Origin of the sequence: Acidovorax sp. FG27 (assembly GCF_040365715.1) — a bacterium.
Lineage (GTDB): Bacteria > Pseudomonadota > Gammaproteobacteria > Burkholderiales > Burkholderiaceae_C > Paracidovorax.
Genome location: NZ_BAABVY010000008.1, coordinates 350,367 through 368,248 on the forward strand (window position 1 = coordinate 350,367; position 17,882 = coordinate 368,248).

Consider the following 17,882-nt stretch of genomic DNA (forward strand, 5'->3'; position numbering starts at 1 on the left):
CCCACCCTCTCGCATCCACCAGGCCGCTGCCGTGCGACGCCGCCAAGCCATCATCGCCACCACCGGCTGGGCCGCGCTGCCGCCCCTCGCCGGCCTGGGGCCGCGACCGGCCGCCGCCGCGGCTGGCTCGGCCGCCGGCGCCACGCGGCACGCCCTGCTGATCGGCGTCTCGGCCCTGGCGCGCCAGCCCGCCGCCCTGTGGCTCAAGGGTCCGGCGCACGACGTGGCGGCGGTGCGGCAGGCGCTCGCCGGGCACGGTTTTCTGCCGCAGCACATCACCGTGCTGGCCGACGGCGTCGCCGGTAGCGCGGCAGCCTCGCCCGACCGGGCCGAGGTGCTGAAGGCGCTGCAGGCCCAGGGCCGCCGGCTGGCGCCGGGCGACACCGTCCTGCTGTTCTGGTCGGGGCACGGCGTGCGGGTGGCGCCCCCGCCGCCGCTGGCGAACGAGCCGGACGGCCTGCGCACCTGCCTGCTGACCGCCGACGCCGCCCGCCTGCCCGCCCGCAGCCCGTGGCCGCTGCAGGGCGCGGTGAGCGACGCCGAGATCGGCCAGAGCGTGGACGATTGGCTGGCACGCGGTGCCCACGTGGTGGTGGCGGTGGACGCCTGCCATGCCGCGTCGGCCACCCGTTCCACCGTGCCGGGGCTGGCCTGGCGGGGCCTGCGGGTGGCCGACCTGCAGGCGCTGGAGCCCTTGCCTGGGAGCGGCCCGCATCCCATGGCACCGCCCACCCCCCCCGCTTCATCGCTGCTGCCCGACCGTCTGCCGCCTGCCCGCCCGCGCCCGACGGGCTACGTCGCCCTGCTGGCCTGCGAGACCACCCAGCGCACGCCCGAATGGCGGGCGCCCGACGGCGCGGTGCGCGGGCTGTTCACCGCCGCTTTGTGCGCAGCCCTCGCGGCCCTGGCGCCGGGCGCTGCGGCGCTGCCGGACTATGCGGCGCTGGCCCGTGCGCTCACCGCCTGGTCGCGCCGGGGGGCGCGGGCGGCGGGGTTGCCGGCCTCAGCCTGGCCCTCGCCGCGCTTCGAGGGCAGCCTGCTCGCGCCGCTCTGGACGCATGCCCCCCAGGCGCCGCTGCGGCTGGACGAGCCCGCGCCGTCCGCAGCGGCGGTGGCGCTGCCCGTCGGCGTGCGCGCGCGGCTGGCCTGTGCAGCGCCGGGCGCGCCCGCCCGGTCGTGGGACTGGGCGCAGCGGCCCCGGCTCGCGCTCGGCACGCTGCCCGAGGGCTCGGTGCTGGAGCTGCAGCTGGACAACACCAGCGGCCTGCCGGTGGACGTGCTGCTGGTGTACGGGGACGCGGCCGGCGGCCAGACCGTGCTGTACCCGGCGCTGGCCGGCGACAGCACCCGCCTGGACGCCGGCACGCCGCGTGCCCCGGCTCGGCTGCACCGGCGCTTCGCCGTCACCCCGGGGCCGTCGCCGGGCGCGGAGGCGCTGGTGCTGCAGGTGGCGCCGGTGCCGAAGGACGGCCTGCCGCGCGAGGTGTCTCAGGCCGTGCCGCCCGCCTGGCAGGCCCGGGCGGAATGGCAACTGGCGGACGGCAGGAGCGTGGCGCGCCCGTCCGCATGAGCTGCGGCGATTCTTCGGCAGTGAAAAGGGCCGCTGGCGCTTGTGCTTCAAGCGCCAACAGCTATGAAAAAAAGAGCAGACGATGCGCGGCGCAGGCCGTGTGACGGGTCCGGCGGACCTAAACGTGTACCTGCACACGGCGGCCACGCGCCTGGGCAGGTCAATCCAGGGTGAAATCTGCCCCTGGCGCTTATCCCATAAGCGCCTACAGCTAGTAAATAGTAGCAATCAGTCCGGTTCGGCCGACAGCACCACGAACGCGCCCCAGTAGTACGGATGCAGCGACGGTGGCCGGGCGGCCGGCTCTGCGGCCACGGCGCTCGCCGATGCGAGCGGGCGCAGACCCCGCGCGGCGGACGCGTCCTCGGGCGGGGGCGGCTCCTGCAGCAGGCCGCGCTGCGCCCGCTGCAGGGCGGCGACGGGGCGCTGCCCCTGCGCGATCTGCGCATACACGCGCTCCATCAGCTGGCCCGTGGGCGCATCGGGCACGGCCCACAGGCTGGCCAGCACGTTGCGCGCGCCGCGCGCATGCGCCAGCCATGCCAGGCTCTCCAGCGGCGTATCGCCAGCGCCGGGGTCGGCGGGCAGCGCGGTTTCGCAGGCGGAAAGCGTCAGCAGCTCCAGACCGTCGAAGCGGTATTCGGGGCCGGCCAAGGCCTGCAGCGTCAGCCGCCGGTGGCGGCCCAGCTGCAGCCATCCCCCCTCGGGCTGGCCGGGCGTCAGCACGAAGTGGCTGGCGATGTGCACCACCTGGCGCGTGGCCAGCGCCTGGCGCAGGCGCTCGGGCGTGAAGGCTTCGTTCAACGAGAGCGGTGTGGCCGCGGCCGGCCCGGGCGCCAGCTGCCGCAGGGCGCGCAGCTCGCTCGGCACCTGGGGCAGCGCCGGCAGTCCGCCGCCGTGGCTGGCGCCCAGCAAGGCCCAGCCCCGGCGCGGCACGGCGGCGCGGCGCGTCGCGGGCGCGCCGGGGGGCGGCAGCGCGCCGCCGCCGTCCAGGCTGAGCGTGGCCTGCTCGACCAGCCAGCGCTGCCCGTCGTGCAGCACGGCGAAGGGCAGGTAGCGCAGCACGCCCTCGGCGCGCAGCCGTACCCGCGGAGCGTGGTCGCCGGTGGGCACCAGATCGGCGATCGGCGCCCACAGCAGCGCATGCAGTGCCTGGGCGGCGGGCAGCGGGTCGGCCGCGGGGTTCTGCAAGGCCCGGCGCAGCGCGGCCACGTGGTCCAGCAGGTCGGCGTCGCCCATGGCCACCTCCCGCACCGTGGCCTGGCCCCCGGGCGGCTGCACGGCGATGTGGAGCGTGTCGGGGCCGGGCAGGTAGACCACGCGGGTGGCGCCGCCGCCAGAGGGCGATTCGGGCACCGCGCCAGGGGCGGCCGCGGGCGCGCCGGCCGCCGGCGCTCCCCCCGGCGGCCGGGCCAGGTCGAGCAGCGCCTGCATCGCGCCGTCCAGCTCCGCCCGCACGCGGGCCTGCATGGCCTCGTCGGCCGGCCGCTCGGTGCGCCGCAGCTGGTCGTGCAACTGCCGCAGCGACTGCCCGGCCTGCGCCAGCCGCTGCTGGCCGGGCCGCTCGCCCGGCGTGAAGGGCAGCGCCTGCGGTGGCGGCGCGCTGCGCACCAGCGCGTGGTAGGCGTTGCTGCGCACCAGGGACAGCACCTGCTCGGCCTCGGCCCAGCGCTGCATGCGCAGCAGGGCATCGGCCAGCTCCTCGTAGCCCGGCAGGCGGGGCTGCACGAAGCGGTCCTGCTCCTGGGGAGCGAAGCTGCGCAGATCGGCACGCTGTCGCTGCACGGTGTTGACGAACATCTTGCCGTAGGCCGCTTCCGCCCAGGGTGTCTTGCGGCCTTGCGACAGGAGCACCAGCCGCTCCACGGCCTGCCATTGCGTATCCACGTGCTGCGTCGCCCAGCCGATCGCCCAGGCTTCGGCCGCTTCGCGGCGTGCGGCGTCCAGGTCGCCGGCGCGGCGGCTCAGGGCGGCGCGGTCCAGCAGCAGCCCGGCGCGGTCGCGCGACAACAGGCCTTCGCGGGCCTGCAGGGCGTCGGTGGCCTGTTGTGCCTGCTGGCGCGCTGCAGCCAGCTGCGCCGCGCCGCCGCTTTCCGCCAGCCAGGCGTGGTGGGCGCTGCGCGCCTGCGGCACGGCGGGGTGGTCGGCGGGCAGCTCTCCGCGGTCTGCACGCTGCAGCACGGCCTCGAGCCAGCCGCGCTCCTCGTCGCGCCGGCCCAGGCGCCCGGCCAGGTTGGCGAGCGACAGCTCGGTCCAGCCCAGCCCCTGCGGCTCGCCGGTGCGCAGGCTGAAGCAGTGCGCGGTACGGGCCGTGGCGTAGGCGGCGTCCAGGTCCTGCTGCGCCGCGTGCATGCGCGAGCGTGTCGCCAGCACGTTGGCGCACAGCGCGTCGTCGCACTGGTCGTCGGCGGCCAGCCAGGGGCGCAGCTGCGCGAGTTCGTCCCGCGCCCGCTGCCACTGTTGGCGCGCCACCGCGTGCGAGAAGAGCACCTGGCGCGCGCCCAGCACCTCGGCGCCGTCCGGCGGCAGCCATTGCCGGGCCATGCGCAGCGATGCGCGTGCCTCGGCGTCGGCGCGGTCCCACTGCCCGCGCTGCGCGTGCAGCCAGCTGGCGACCTGGCCGGCGCGGGCCAGGCCCAGAGCGCGCTCGCGGGGCGACAGGCCGGGGCCGGCTGACCACAGGCGGCGGGCCTGCCGCAGGTCGTTCCAGCCGGCGGGGTCGGCCGCGCCTTGCAGCGTGGCGGCGGCCCGTTGCAGCAGGGTTTCGGCGCGGGTGGCGGTCGTTTCGGCCGGGGCCGGGGCAGCGGGCGCGGCGGCACCCGCCAGGGTGGCGGCCGCGATCGCCCAGCCCGCCAGCGCGTGCCGCACGATCCGCGCCGCACGGGCCCAGGCCATGGTCAGAAGTCGCGTTCCAGCGACAGCGCCACGGTCCAGGGGCGGCTCAGGCGCACGGTGTCGGTCTGCTGACTGCCGCTTTCGTGCACCGGGGTGGCGAGGCGGGTGCGCCAGTCGGAGCCCCACTGCGTGGTGCGCAGCCGCAGCCGGGTGGCGGCATCGACCTTCCAGAGCGCGTAGGCGTCCAGCGTGGCCAGCGGGCGCGTGCGCAGCTGGCCGACGGTGTTGGGCTGCGAGGTGTAGCCGGCCTCGGCCCGCAGCGTGGCGCCCCAGGTGAACGCGGGCCATTGGCGGCTGCCGGCGTCGAAGCCCAGCCCCAGCACCACGGGCGACTGGCCGACCAGCCGCGCAGGCACGCCCGGGCTGTTGCTCGCCACGCGCGAGCGGGTGAGCGTGAGGTCCGCGCGCAGCACGACCGGGGCGCGCCAGGGGTGGTCGGGCGCGAGCCGGTCCATGTCCCAGCGCAGCTCGGCCTCGGCGCCCAGCACGCGGTTGTTGCCGATGTTGAACGGTGCCACCACCCAGCGGCCATCGTCGTCCTGGAACAGCCGCCGGGTGATGGCGTTCTGGATGTCGCGTGCGAAGAGGCCGAGCCGCAGCTCGCCGGGGCGCTCTTCCCGCGCCGTGGCGGGGCCCCAGGCCTGCCGCAGGCCCAGCTCGGCGCCCGTGGAGGTCTCGGCCCGCAGCGCCGGGTTGCCGCGCATGTCGGGGAAGAAGGGTTGGTTGGCATCGCCGGTGCTGCGCCCGCCGGGCGACAGGTCGCGCAGGCGCGGCTGGCGGTAGGTGCGGGCGAGGCCGGCATGCCAGCTGCGGTCGGCGGTCTCGTCCCACGTGGCGTTGATTGACGGCAGCCAGAGGTGGTCGCCGCTCTGCCTTTGCCCAGCGTTCTCCGCGTCGCCGCTGTCGATGCGGCGGCGCTCGCGGCGCAGGCCGGTCTCGATGCGCCGGTCGGCGGCCGGGCTCCACTGCACCTGCCCGAAGAACGACGCGGCGCGGCGGCGCAGCCGCGAGCTCTCGGGCTCGCCGTCCGAGAGCGCGTCTTCGCGGTAGCGCTCCCGCAGCAGTTCGGCGCCCGCCGCCCAGCGCCAGCCAGGGGCCAGGGGCTGCTCCCACTTCAGGCCGACGCGCTGGCTGCGCTCTTGCGAGCTGCCGCGCCAGTCGCTCCGGTCCAGCAGCTCGCCCTCGCCGTCGAACGTGGCGGTGTCCCATTGGCTGCGCGAGCCGGAGCGGGACTGGCTCGCATCCACCGTCCAGGTCCCGCCGCTCGCCAGACGGTGCTGCCAGCGCAGTTGCGGCTCCAGGTGCCAGAAGCGGGGCTCGTCGTCGCGCGTGAGCGAGGTGGCGTATGGCGCGGGCCAGGGCGCGTCGTGGTCGAGCACGCCCGGGGTGTGCTTGCGCGACGCGCCCAGCTCGCCCAGCCACTGCAGGGTGACCTGGTCCTGCGCGCTGGCGCGCCAGGCCAGGGAGCCATGGGTGACGAAGTCGCGCCGGCGCTCGGCGGTCTGCAGGCGGGTGCGGTCCACGTAGTAGGTCGAGCCGTCCGCCGCCGAGCCCACCGATTCGGTCCGCCGGTGGATGTCGGTGCGCTCATTGCGCCAGCGGCCGGACACGAGCCAGTCCACGTCGCCCAGCCGGTCGCCCAGCTCCAGCGCCACCAGGCCAGTGGAGCCGCCCTGGGTGCGGCCGCCCTCCACCCGGGCGCGGCGGATGCGTTCGCCGTGCGCTTCGCGGGTGACGATGCGCACCGTGCCGGCCACGCCTTCTCCGCTGTCGGTGGCGGTGGCGCCGCGCACGATCTCGATGCGCTCGATCACCTCCGCGCCCAGGCCGTCCAGCACCGGTCCGTTGCCCTGCATCGAGAGGGGCCGCCCGTTCAGCAGCACCTGCGTGTAGCCGCCGCCCATGCCGCGCAGAAGCAGCCGCCCGTCCGCATCCAGCGTAATGCCGGGCAGGCGCCGGAGGATGTCGGACAGGGTGGCATCGCCATAGCGGGCCAGCTCCTCGCGGCCATACGAGCGGGTCTGGGCGTCGACGGCGGAGGGGGCGTCCTGCACGTCCACGGTGGGCAGGGTCTGCGCCGCGGCGGGCAGGGCGGCGGTGGCTGCGGCTGCGGCCGCGCACAGGCTGGCGCCGCTCCAGACCCGGCGGGCGTGGCGAAGCAATTCTTGGCGTGGCATTGGATACGGCCCTCCCCGAGCCGCCCGCTCATCGGCGGGCTTCTTTTTTTGTCCTCTGGATGAAAGGCCGCGCTGCGGCCACCTGAGGCTGTCGGCTTACAGGCCCAGCATCAGCTTCAGGTTCTGCACCGCCGCGCCGCTGGCGCCCTTGCCCAGGTTGTCCAGCCGGGCCACCACCACGGCGTGGCGGTGCTCGTCGCTGGAGAACACGCGCAGCTCCAGCTGGTTGGTGTCGTTCAGGGCCGTGGGTTCGATCTTGCCGTCGTCCGTGCGGGGCAGCACGCGCACCCACTGGTCGGGCGTGTTGCTGCGGGCGTAATGGGCGGCCAGCGCATCGTGCAGGTCCGAAGCCTTGGGCGCGCCGGGCAGCAGGTCCAGGTGCAGCGGCAGCTGCACCAGCATGCCCTGGCGGAAGTTGCCGACCGAGGGCGTGAAGATGGGCCGGCGGGCAAGGCCCGTGTACTTCATGATCTCGGGCAGGTGCTTGTGCGAAAGGCCCAGCGCATACAGCTCGAAAGGCGCTGCTTCGCCCTTCTCATAGGCCTCGATCATGGTGCGCCCGCCACCCGAATAGCCGCTGACCGAAGGCAGCGCCACCGGGTAATCCTTGGGCAGCAGGCCGGCATCGACCAGCGGCCGCACCAGCGCGATGGCGCCGGTGGCATAGCAGCCGGGGTTGGACACGCGCAGCGCGCCGCGCACGGCCTCGGCCTGGTCGGCCGACAGTTCGGGAAAGCCGTACACCCAGCCGGGCGCCGTGCGGTGCGCGGTGGAGGCGTCGATGATGCGGATGGTGCGGCCCGTCTCGGCGGTGATGGCATCGACCAGGGCCACGGTCTCGCGCGCGGCATCGTCGTGCAGGCACAGCACGACCAGGTCGACGCCGGCGATCAGCGCGCGCTTGGCGGCCGCATCCTTGCGCAGCTCGGGCGCGATGCTCACCAGCTCAATCTGCGGCATGGCCTGCAGGCGTTCGCGGATCTCCAGTCCCGTGGTGCCGGCTTCGCCATCGATAAACACTTTAGACATCAATCTGCTCCTGCAAAGAAAGCGGGCGGGCCGCCACGGACACGTAAGTTATATCCACATGGATGGTGCGTCGCAGCATGATACAGTCGTCGGTTGCCATGTCCTCGAGCCCGCGCCAGACATCCACATCTGATCATGGCAAACGGGTAACCACCATACTTTCCTGAGAGAGACCTCATGAAGATTCACGAATACCAAGGCAAGGAAATCTTGCGCAATTTTGGTGTGCCCGTTCCGCGCGGCATTCCCGCCTTCACGGTTCAGGAAGCCGTGGAAGCAGCCCAGAAGCTCGGCGGCCCCGTGTGGGTGGTCAAGGCCCAGATCCACGCCGGTGGCCGTGGCAAGGGCGGCGGCGTGAAGGTGGCCAAGAGCATCGACGATGTGAAGAAGCTCGCCGGCGACATCCTGGGCATGCAGCTCAAGACGCACCAGACCGGCCCCGAAGGCCAGAAGGTCCGCCGCCTCTACATCGAAGACGGCGCCGACATCAAGAACGAACTCTACGTCTCGCTGGTCACCGACCGCGCCACGCAGAAGGTCGCCCTGATCGCCTCCAGCGAAGGCGGCATGGACATCGAGGAAGTGGCCCACTCCACGCCCGAGAAGATCATCACCGAGATGATCGACCCCATCGCCGGCATCACCACCGAGCAGAGCAAGAAGGTCGCGGCCGCCATCGGCCTGACGGGTGCCTCCGTCGACCAGGCCGTGGACATCTTCGCGAAGATCTACAAGTGCTACATGGAGACCGACGCGTCGCTGGTGGAAATCAACCCGCTGAACTGCGACTCCAAGGGCAACCTGATGGCCCTGGACGCGAAGTTCAACTTCGACGCCAACGCGCTGTTCCGCCACCCTGAAATCGTGGCCTACCGCGACCTGGACGAAGAAGATCCGGCCGAAGTGGAAGCTTCCAAGTTCGACCTGGCCTACATCAGCCTGGACGGCAACATCGGCTGCCTGGTGAACGGCGCGGGCCTGGCCATGGCCACCATGGACACCATCAAGCTGTTCGGCGGCGAGCCGGCCAACTTCCTGGACGTGGGCGGCGGTGCCACCCCCGAGAAGGTCACCGAAGCCTTCAAGATCATGCTGAAGAACCCCAAGGTCGAAGGCATCCTGGTCAACATCTTCGGCGGCATCATGAAGTGCGACACCATCGCCACCGGCGTCATCACCGCCTGCAAGGCCGTGAACCTGAACGTGCCGCTGGTCGTGCGCATGAAGGGCACCAACGAAGAGCTGGGCAAGAAGATGCTGGCCGAATCGGGCCTTCCCATCATCGCCGCAGACACCATGGCCGAAGCCGCGACGAAGATCGTTGCTGCCGTTAAGTAATGACCTTTGGGGACGGATCTTCAGCTCCGTCCCCGACTGACTAGGACACGCATCATGTCGATCTACATCAACAAAGACACCAAGGTCATCACCCAAGGCATCACGGGCAAGACGGGCCAGTTCCACACTGAAAAGTGCCAGGAATACGCGAACGGCAAGAACTGCTTCGTGGCCGGCGTGAACCCGAAGAAGGCCGGCGAGTCGATCTTCAACATCCCGATCTACGCCTCCGTCAAGGAAGCCGCATCGCAAACCGGCGCCACCGTGTCGGTGATCTACGTGCCGCCCGCAGGCGCCGCCGCCGCCATCTGGGAAGCCGTCGAGGCCGACCTGGACATGGCCATCTGCATCACCGAAGGCATTCCTGTTCGCGACATGCTCGAAGTGCGCAACAAGATGAAGGCCAAGGAAGCCGCCGGCGGCAAGAAGACCCTGCTGCTGGGCCCCAACTGCCCCGGCCTGATCACGCCCGACGAAATCAAGATCGGCATCATGCCCGGTCACATCCACCGCAAGGGCCGCATCGGCGTCGTGTCCCGTTCGGGCACGCTGACGTACGAAGCCGTCGCCATGCTGACCGAAGTCGGCCTGGGCCAGTCGAGCGCCGTGGGCATCGGTGGCGACCCCATCAACGGCCTGAAGCACATCGACGTGATGAAGGCGTTCAATGACGACCCGGACACCGACGCCGTCATCATGATCGGCGAAATCGGTGGCCCGGACGAAGCCGAAGCCGCCCAATGGTGCAAGGCCAACATGAAGAAGCCGATCGTCGGCTTCATCGCTGGCGTGACGGCCCCTCCCGGCAAGCGCATGGGCCACGCCGGCGCGCTGATCTCCGGTGGCGCCGACACGGCCGATGCCAAGCTGGCCATCATGGAAGAGTCCGGCTTCATCATCACGCGCAACCCGTCGGAACTGGGCAAGCTGCTCAAGGCCCAGCTGAAGTAATGCGCCTGCGCCGGCCTGCCGGCCGGTGCACGGTGTGAACGAGGCCCCGGACGGGCCCGTGGCGTGGAGCGTGGCTGGCTACGCAAAACTACGCACGACCCGGCCCGTCGGCCTTGGCTACACTGTCCGCTCCCATAAGAGAAGCGCCCGAAACGCATGTTTCGGGCGCTTCTTGCATTCATAACAGTGGAGCAATCGCCATGGAATTCATTCATTCCGCCGACTTCTGGATCGGCCTGGTCAAGATCGTCTGGATCAACATCATCCTCTCGGGCGACAACGCCGTCGTCATCGCCCTGGCGGCCCGCTCGCTGCCGCCGCACCAGCAAAAGAAAGCCATCGCCTGGGGTTCGGGCGCCGCGGTGTTCCTGCGCATCGTGCTGACCGTGGTCGCGGCCAAGCTGCTCGAACTCTCCTTCCTGCAGATCATCGGCGGCTGCCTGCTGCTCTGGATCGGCTTCCAGCTGCTGACCGACAACGACGACGGCGAGGGTGAAGCCAAGCCGAACGGCGGACTGATGGCCGCCGTGCGCACCATCCTCATCGCCGACCTGGTGATGAGCCTGGACAACGTCATCGCGGTGGCCGCTGCGGCGCAGGGCAACATGGTGCTGCTGATCCTGGGCCTGGCCATCAGCATCCCGTTGGTCATCTTCGGCAGCACGCTGATGATCAAGCTGATGGAGCGCTTCCCCGTCATCGTCCTGCTGGGCGCGGGCCTGATCGGCTGGGTGGGCGGCGAGACCATCGCCAACGACGCCGCGCTGCATGGCTACGCCATGGCCCACCCCTGGCTGCACTACGTCGCTGCCGCGCTGGGCGCGCTGCTGGTGGTCGGTGGCGGCAAGTGGATGCAGGCCCGGGCGCACCGGCGCACGTCGGCTGCGGCCTGACAGGGGGCGAAAGAGCCGGCCGTGCCCGCTCGCGCCGCAGCAATTCAGTCTTGTTGCGGTGCGGGTGCCTGCCATGGCCTGGGCAACGGCTGTGCCTGGCGCCCTGCCTGGCGCGGAGGCTTCGCTCCGTCCCTCTGACTGGCGGCGCGGCTTTTTTCTCCGCCAGGGCTTGGCGGTCGCCGAGTTTCCGGCTCTGCGCCGAAGGGCGATGCAGGTCGGTTTTAGCCATGGGGGGCTGCTTGCGCATACCCCCCTCGTCTATGATGCGTGCGCGACCCAACAAGGCACGATATGGCGGATTTCCACAACTTTTCAGCGGCACCGAAGCGGTCCACCCCCCTTGCTCCCTCTTCCATCTCCCGGTCGCCGTCGACGGGTATCGCAGCCTGCCTGACCCGCGTGCTCCCGTGGCCGCGTTGCGCATGAAGCCTTCCGCCGCCCCGGTACGCCTGGACTATGCGTTCTGCGCCCTGTCGGACCGTGGCCGGGTGCGCGGCAACAACGAAGACGCCGTGGCCGTGCTGGAAGATCTGCGCATCGCTGTGCTGGCGGACGGCATGGGCGGCTACAACGCGGGCGAAGTGGCCAGCAGCATGGCCATCGAGGCCATCGGCTCCGACATGTCGCGCTGGTTGCGCGAAGCCGGCACGGGCGTGGCCGGTGCGGACATCCGCCGGGCGCTGGAAACCGCCGTCACCAATGCCAACTACGCCATCCTGAGCGCGGCCCTGGCCCATTCCGAATACACCGGCATGGGCACCACGCTGGTGGTGGGCGTGTTCCAGAACGACCGGCTCATCCTGGGCCACATCGGCGACTCACGTTGCTACCGGTGGCGCGGCGGCACCCTCCAGCAGATCACCCGGGACCATTCCTGGCTGCAGGAACAGATCGATGCCGGCCTGCTGTCGCCCGAAGAGGCGGCCGCCTCGGGCTATCGCAATCTCGTCACCCGGGCGCTGGGGGTGGACGCCACCGTGCAGGTCGAGATCAACGAATTCCCCGTGGAGGCCCAGGACCTGTTCCTCTTCTGCTCGGACGGCCTGACCGACATGGTGGACGACGCCACCGTGGCCCAGGTGCTGAGCATGCCGATTGCTTTACCCCTCAAGGCCTCGCGATTGATCGAGCTGGCCAACGAGCTGGGTGGACGGGACAACATCACCGTGCTGCTGGCGCAGAGCCTTGCCGCGCCTGGCGCAGTGGCCAGGAGCCGTGGACTCATGGCCCGCCTTTTCGGCACCGGCGGGCCCGGCGAATGACCTGCGCACCCCGACGCGATCCACCTTCCGACAACGCCCCTCACAACGACAGAACAAACAGGAGTAGTGGCCCATGCCCAAAATGATCGTCTCCATCGACGGCGTGGTGATCAAGGAAGTCCCGCTCACCAAGGACCGCACCACGGTTGGCCGCCGGCCCTACAACGACGTGGTGATCGACAACCTGGCGATCAGCGGTGAGCATGCCGTGCTGCACATGCCCGTGCCCGGCGGCGCGGTCGAAATCGAAGACCTGCAAAGCACCAACGGTACCTACGTCAACGGCCAGCCCATCCAGCGCCTGCACCTGCGCAACGGCGACGTGGTCGACCTGGGCAAGTACAAGATCCGCTTCGTCCATGAAGCAGAGCCCGCGGACAACTTCGAGCGCACGATGGTGTTCCGGCCCGGCATGGCCCCGCCGCGGCCCGAGCTCTCCCGCACCGCGCCTCTCTCCGGCGCCATGCCGCTCAGTGCCACACCCGCACCCACCGCTTCCATCCGCGTGCTGACGGGCCCCGCCGCCGGCCGCGAAGTCGTGCTGACCAAGGTGGTCACCACCATCGGCAAGCCGGGCGTCGCAGTGGCGTCGATCAACAAGCGCCACCACGAATTCGTGCTGGTCCATATCGAGGGCGACAGCAAGGCGCGGGTCAATGGAGTGGGTACGCAGGCGGAAGCCACCACGTTGAAGGCAGGTGACCGGATCGAGTTGGCAGGGACGGAGATGGAATTCTTGTTAGGTTGAAGGCTAGATCTGCCGGATGTGACAGCTTGGTCTTACAAATTTGTCATCTCACGCATTGTCCCGACTACTATGTAACTGTTTGTTGACATTTGCGAGCGTTTGCAGCCGGTGGCCGACGTCGGAGCAGCTGGCACGCAACCTGCTGAACATAGGCCGAACCTGAAGAATCCTTCGGCAGGTTTCTTTTGAAATTGACTCTTTGGAGAATCTTATGAAACGCAATCTGCAAAAGGGTTTTACCCTGATCGAATTGATGATCGTCGTGGCGATCATTGGTATTTTGGCTGCTGTGGCACTGCCTGCTTATCAGGATTACACGATTCGTGCGCGTGTCTCTGAAGGGATGGTCGGTGCAACTACTGCCAAACTCAATGTTGCCGATGTGATGGCGAAGGGTGCGACGGTCGCCGATGCTGCTGGCTATGGTGCCGGTTTCTTCGCGCCTACTGCTTCAGATAACGTCATTGGCCCAAACACCCAGACTGCTAACGCAACCACAACTGTGGCTACTGCGATCCGGATCGCACCTGTGACTGGGGACATCACCATTCCTTACACTGCGCGCGTCCAACCTGCGGCCACCAACCTTCTCACGTTGGTGCCCTACACCGGGCCTGCCGCTACCCCCGTTCGTCTGCCTGACGGAACCGCTGCTTTCACTCCTCCCCAAGACGCTATCAAGTGGAAGTGCCGTGCAGCTGGCGCTACGTCGCCCTTCGGCATCACGCCAACAACGGCTCCTACCTTGCCTGTTCGTTTGGCACCTGCCGAATGCCGTTGAGCTTTGTTAATTAAAAAAAGGCGCTTCAGGCGCCTTTTTTTTGCTTTGTGAGTTGCTGTTATGTTATTTTTCTGGAAAACGATATCAGCTCGCATTCGTTACAGTTGGAGATGGGGCGCCGCACATTTAATAATAAGTGGCTTGCTGGTGGGCTTGGTGGCGACGTTGATTTATCTTGATTGGTATCCAATGCCGTGGGCAAGGATGCTTAACGTTACTAAAATAGTGTGGGTGCTCGCATTTGTGGATCTACTTTGCGGACCATTTCTAACGTTGGTTCTAGTCAGTCCCAAAAAGCAAAAAAAGACGTTGATTATTGATCTTGCACTTGTCGGACTGATTCAATTTGCGAGTTTGGTTTATGGCGTTTGGGTTATTTATAGCGCTCGGCCTGTGGCTGTGGTTTTTGAGGTAGATCGATTGGTGCTAATTACAGCTAATCAATTGCCGGTTAATTTTTCGACTAGCAATTTCAAGCCAGATAATATCGCTCGGCTAGCAGATCTTCCAGTATTCGACATTCGTAAGCCTGCAAATCAAAAAGAATATTTGGACAGTCTTAATTTGTCTCTCCAGGGATTGCCAACATCCTTGCGACCGGGGTGGTGGCAAAGCTTTGATGAGAGATCAAAAAGTGAACTTGTTGCCAAACTTAAGCCGCTGGACAAGTTAGGGGTCAAGGATGAACAGCACCGACGCGAAATCAGTAAAATAGTAAAGAAACAACCGGTAAAATCAGAGTTTTTTTATATCCCATTGGTTTCGGAAAAAAATCTCGATTGGATAGCAATTACTAGGTCAGACGGCGAGATTGTTGATTATGCACCGGTGGACGGATTTTAGTCTTGCAAACCTTTGTGGATAAAGTCTGTCTTGCCGCCGTATTTTTCTAAAATGTACACTGAAGTTATGGACATATCTCTATCTACAGCTTTGCACATATCGTAGACGGTTAGTAATGCGACTTGTACGGCGGTCAGCGCTTCCATTTCTACACCTGTCATGCCGACGGTTTCGACGCGAGCACGACATTGAATTGCACATATTCCTTCCGAGTGAATGTCAAATTCCAGCGTAATTCTTGTCAAGGACAAAGGATGACACAAAGGAATCAAATCACTAGTTTTCTTGGCTGCCATAATTCCTGCAATCCTGGCGATCCCGAGTACATCTCCTTTTTTATTCGTTCCTGCCTGAATAAGCTTCAAGGTCTCCGCCTTCAATTCAATTCGTCCAGTTGCCACGGCTAGGCGGTGTGTGTGTGGCTTACCACCAACATCCACCATATGTGCCTGACCTTGGGCGTCGAAATGGGTCAAAGGGGAGGCGGAAGAAACAGGGTTTTCGCTCATAAGTCGGGTGCGGCACGCGGGTGAAGGTCGTGCACGAAACAAATCGGGGATCAGGGCATCATACGGCGATGTACCGGCGCCCCGGCATGCTCGCGTGGGGTTCCGTCGGAAGGAGATGCCCTGTGAGTCTGGATAGAAAACGGCCTGCATCCGTGGTGTGGCGGTCGCTGGTAGCTATGGTATTGGTAGCGTCGGGGTGGCTGTTGTCACCCGCCATCTCCCATGCCCAACGCGGCCTGCCCTCCATGGGCGATGGTGCCGACATGACCACCAGCGAGGAGCGGCGCCTTGGCGACCGGATCATCCGTGAGCTGTACCGTGATCCGGACTACATCGACGACCCCATCCTGAACGAGTATGTGCAGACGCTGTTCCAGCAGCTGCTGAAGGCCGCACGTGAGCGGGGTGAGCTGTCGCAGGAGCTGGAGGAGCGCTTTGCCTGGGAGGTATTGCTCGGGCGGGACCGCACGGTGAATGCGTTCGCCTTGCCGGGTGGCTACTTCGGCGTGCACCTGGGTTTGGTGGGGGTGGTCAGCACGCGGGACGAGCTGGCCTCGGTGCTGGCGCACGAACTCAGCCACGTCACCCAGCGCCACATTTCCCGCCTGATCGCGCAGCAGAACCGGCAGACGCCCTTGATGCTGGGTGCCCTGGTGCTGGGTGCGCTGGCGGCCAGCAAGAACCCCGAGGCGGCGCAGGCCATGATGGTGGGCGGGCAGGCGCTGGCGGTGCAGAACCAGCTCAATTTTTCGCGCGACATGGAGCGCGAGGCCGACCGGGTCGGTTACGGGCTGATGGCGCCGGCGGGTTTTGCGCCGCAGGGGTTCGTCAGCATGTTCGACAAGCTCCAGCAGGCCAACCGCATCAACGACAACGGCAGCTGGCCCTACTTGCGCAGCCACCCGCTGACGAGCCAGCGCATGGCCGACATGCATTCCCGCATTCCGCAGGGCGCCGCGCCGGCGCCGCCGCCCACGCTGGAGCACGCGATGATGGCCGCCCGCGCCCGGGTGCTCATGCGCCCTGGCGTGGACGCCTGGCGGCAGTGGGAGCTGGAGCCGCGCAGCACAGGTTTCGCCGCCCGCCCCGCCGCGCAGCAGGCCGCCGGCTGGTATGCGGCGGTGCTCAGCGCCGTGCAGTTGCAGGACGTGGCCCAGGCCCGGGAAGGGTTGAAGGGCCTGGACGAGGCCGTGCAGGGCGATGCGCCCGCCATGCGCCAGGCCCGGCTGCTGGCGGCCGAGGTGGACATGGCCGCGGGCGACCCGCGTGCGGCGGCGGCGCGGCTGGCGCCCGTGCAATCGGCCGCGGCGGCGTCACGCACCACGCTGACGGCGGCCGATCTGGGCCTGGGCGACGATGCGCCCGCGGCCAGTGCCCGCCAACCATCGGCTGCGGCCACGGCGCCAGGCGGCACGAGCCGGCCGGAGCTGGTGCTGCGCACGCAGGCGCTGCTGCGAAGGGGCGCCTCCGCCGACATGACCGGGCCGCTGCAGAACTGGCTGGCATCCCACCCGCGCGACGCGGGCGTATGGCAATTGCTGGCCGGTGTGTGGCAACAGCAGGGCCAGCCGCTGCGCGCCGTGCGTGCCGAGGCAGAGGCCCAGGCGGCGCGCTACGACTATGCGGCGGCGGTGGACCGGTTCAAGGCCGGCCAGGATCTGTCGCGCAAGAGCGCCGCCGCGGCGGACTACATCGAGGCGTCCATCATCGATACCCGTCTGCGGGACATGCAGGCCAAGCTCAAGGAGCAGGCGGCGGAGCGTTGACGAAGCAGACGACCCTGCGGAGCCTTCCGAGCGCGGCGCAAGCGGAAGGCGCCTGGTGGATCGGCCGATCTGCCAGAGTGGGCCCGGCGCCGCGTTCGCCCGCCGGCCGGTCGACGAGCCAATGGGCTCGTCAGCCGAGCATCACTTCCTGACGAACAGCCCGCCGAGCGCGGCTTCGATCACCAGCCCCAGGGCCGAGTAGATCAGCGAGCCGATCAGCGCCGCCGTGAAACCCCGCACCTGGAAGCCGTCGCCCAGCACGCTGGCGGCGGCCCAGAACATCAGTGCATTGATGACGAAGAGAAAGAGCCCCACGGTCAGGATGGTGACCGGCAGGGTCAGCACGACCAGGATCGGCCGCAGCACCACGTTGAACAGGCCGATGACGAAGGCCGCCCCCAGCGCGGCGGGGAAGCTGCGCACTTCCACGCCGCTGTAGACGTAGGCAACGCACAGCAGGGCGACTGCGCTCAGCAGCCATTTGAGAAGCAGTTTCATGCGCCAAAGGATAGCAGCAGGCCGCGCCGTGCAGGCGGGCCCCGTGGCGGGCAAGAAAAAGGCCGCCAGACCCGCGAAGGGGTGGGGCGGCCGATGAGGGGTGCCGGTGCGGCAATCAGGCAGGATGCCTGCGAATCACTCCGCCACGAGGAAGAACATGGCTGCCAGGCTGGCCAGCGAGCCGGGCAGCGACCAGTTGCGCGAAGGCTTCTTGGTGACGAGGACGGATACGGGCGTGGCGGCGGGGGCCGCGACCGGTGCCACGGCCTCCTGCTTGGGCCGGCGTGCGTCAACCACCTGGGTGCCGGCGCCGTGCTCGGCCTGCAGGTGGGCCAGCAGCTCGGGCAGCGGGCCCTTGGCCAGCACGGTCGAGACGACCTGCTGGCCGTCACCGGAGCGCAGCCACGGAACGACCTGTGCGAACAGCTTGTCGGCCCACTTGGCGCGCCAGTTCTCGCGGGCGCTGTGGCTCACCCACTTGCTGATGCGGTGCGTCATGCGCGGCGCGCAGGCCACCAGGATCCAGTGGGTGCCGGCGCCGCCCGCCTGCCGGCCCGTGAAGGGCCCGAGGATCTGCTGCGCATGCGCTGCGTCGTCCACGTACACGATGATCTTGTTCATG

Annotated in this window: 15 protein-coding genes; 9 read left to right on the forward strand and 6 right to left on the reverse strand. The window is 68.3% G+C overall.

Annotation, left to right across the window (positions count from 1 at the left end; genetic code table 11):
- Positions 1-31: 31 nt before the first annotated feature.
- Positions 32-1,570 (forward strand): caspase family protein, encoded by a 1,539-nt coding sequence (locus ABWV53_RS06715; protein ID WP_353364225.1) that lies wholly within the window; start codon positions 32-34, stop codon positions 1,568-1,570.
- A gap of 228 nt (positions 1,571-1,798) precedes the next feature.
- Here ABWV53_RS06715 and ABWV53_RS06720 read toward each other — a convergent pair whose 3' ends face one another.
- The 3 genes from ABWV53_RS06720 to argC form a co-directional block, all read right to left on the reverse strand.
- The gene (locus ABWV53_RS06720) at positions 1,799-4,465 is read right to left on the reverse strand and encodes a CHAT domain-containing protein (protein ID WP_353364227.1); all 2,667 of its coding nucleotides are present in this window, start codon (positions 4,463-4,465) and stop codon (positions 1,799-1,801) included.
- Between the two features lie 2 nt (positions 4,466-4,467).
- Entirely contained in the window at positions 4,468-6,642 is a 2,175-nt protein-coding gene (locus ABWV53_RS06725) for a TonB-dependent receptor plug domain-containing protein (RefSeq protein ID WP_353364229.1), read from the reverse strand.
- Between the two features lie 96 nt (positions 6,643-6,738).
- On the reverse strand, positions 6,739-7,671 hold the full coding sequence (gene argC, locus ABWV53_RS06730) for an N-acetyl-gamma-glutamyl-phosphate reductase (RefSeq protein ID WP_353364231.1): 933 nt from the start codon (positions 7,669-7,671) through the stop codon (positions 6,739-6,741).
- 177 nt (positions 7,672-7,848) lie between these two features.
- On the opposite strand from argC, the gene sucC reads away from it, so the two are divergent.
- The 7 genes from sucC (at position 7,849) to ABWV53_RS06765 (ending at position 14,487) form a co-directional block, all read left to right on the forward strand.
- The gene (gene sucC / locus ABWV53_RS06735) at positions 7,849-9,009 is read left to right on the forward strand and encodes an ADP-forming succinate--CoA ligase subunit beta (protein WP_353364233.1); all 1,161 of its coding nucleotides are present in this window, start codon (positions 7,849-7,851) and stop codon (positions 9,007-9,009) included.
- A 54-nt stretch (positions 9,010-9,063) separates the two neighbouring features.
- Entirely contained in the window at positions 9,064-9,960 is an 897-nt protein-coding gene (gene sucD, locus ABWV53_RS06740; protein WP_056669228.1) for a succinate--CoA ligase subunit alpha, read from the forward strand.
- A gap of 200 nt (positions 9,961-10,160) precedes the next feature.
- Entirely contained in the window at positions 10,161-10,853 is a 693-nt protein-coding gene (locus tag ABWV53_RS06745; RefSeq protein ID WP_353364236.1) for a TerC family protein, read from the forward strand.
- A gap of 422 nt (positions 10,854-11,275) precedes the next feature.
- Entirely contained in the window at positions 11,276-12,115 is an 840-nt protein-coding gene (locus tag ABWV53_RS06750) for a Stp1/IreP family PP2C-type Ser/Thr phosphatase (RefSeq protein WP_353364238.1), read from the forward strand.
- Positions 12,116-12,188: 73 nt separating this feature from the next.
- Positions 12,189-12,863, forward strand: a complete 675-nt coding sequence (locus ABWV53_RS06755; RefSeq protein WP_353364240.1) for an FHA domain-containing protein — start codon at positions 12,189-12,191, stop codon at positions 12,861-12,863.
- Positions 12,864-13,074: 211 nt separating this feature from the next.
- A complete protein-coding gene (locus ABWV53_RS06760; RefSeq protein WP_353364242.1) occupies positions 13,075-13,644 on the forward strand; it encodes a pilin in 570 nt (189 codons plus the stop codon).
- Positions 13,645-13,704: 60 nt separating this feature from the next.
- A complete protein-coding gene (locus tag ABWV53_RS06765) occupies positions 13,705-14,487 on the forward strand; it encodes a hypothetical protein (RefSeq protein WP_353364244.1) in 783 nt (260 codons plus the stop codon).
- Here the strand turns inward: ABWV53_RS06765 and moaC are convergent.
- Complete coding sequence (gene moaC / locus ABWV53_RS06770; protein ID WP_353364246.1) at positions 14,484-14,996, reverse strand: cyclic pyranopterin monophosphate synthase MoaC; 513 nt, start codon at positions 14,994-14,996, stop codon at positions 14,484-14,486. The two genes, ABWV53_RS06765 and moaC, sit on opposite strands and share 4 nt — an antisense overlap.
- Before the next feature lie 176 nt (positions 14,997-15,172).
- On the opposite strand from moaC, the gene ABWV53_RS06775 reads away from it, so the two are divergent.
- Positions 15,173-16,762, forward strand: a complete 1,590-nt coding sequence (locus tag ABWV53_RS06775) for a M48 family metalloprotease (RefSeq protein ID WP_353364248.1) — start codon at positions 15,173-15,175, stop codon at positions 16,760-16,762.
- 141 nt (positions 16,763-16,903) lie between these two features.
- On the opposite strand, the gene ABWV53_RS06780 is transcribed toward ABWV53_RS06775, so the two are convergent.
- Together ABWV53_RS06780 and ABWV53_RS06785 are read right to left on the reverse strand one after the other, a co-directional pair.
- Positions 16,904-17,260, reverse strand: coding sequence for a phage holin family protein (locus ABWV53_RS06780; protein WP_353364250.1), 357 nt, complete (start codon positions 17,258-17,260; stop codon positions 16,904-16,906).
- A 135-nt stretch (positions 17,261-17,395) separates the two neighbouring features.
- Positions 17,396-17,881: a hypothetical protein gene (locus ABWV53_RS06785; RefSeq protein WP_353364252.1), complete on the reverse strand. Its 486-nt coding sequence runs from the start codon at positions 17,879-17,881 to the stop codon at positions 17,396-17,398.
- Position 17,882: the final 1 nt, after the last annotated feature.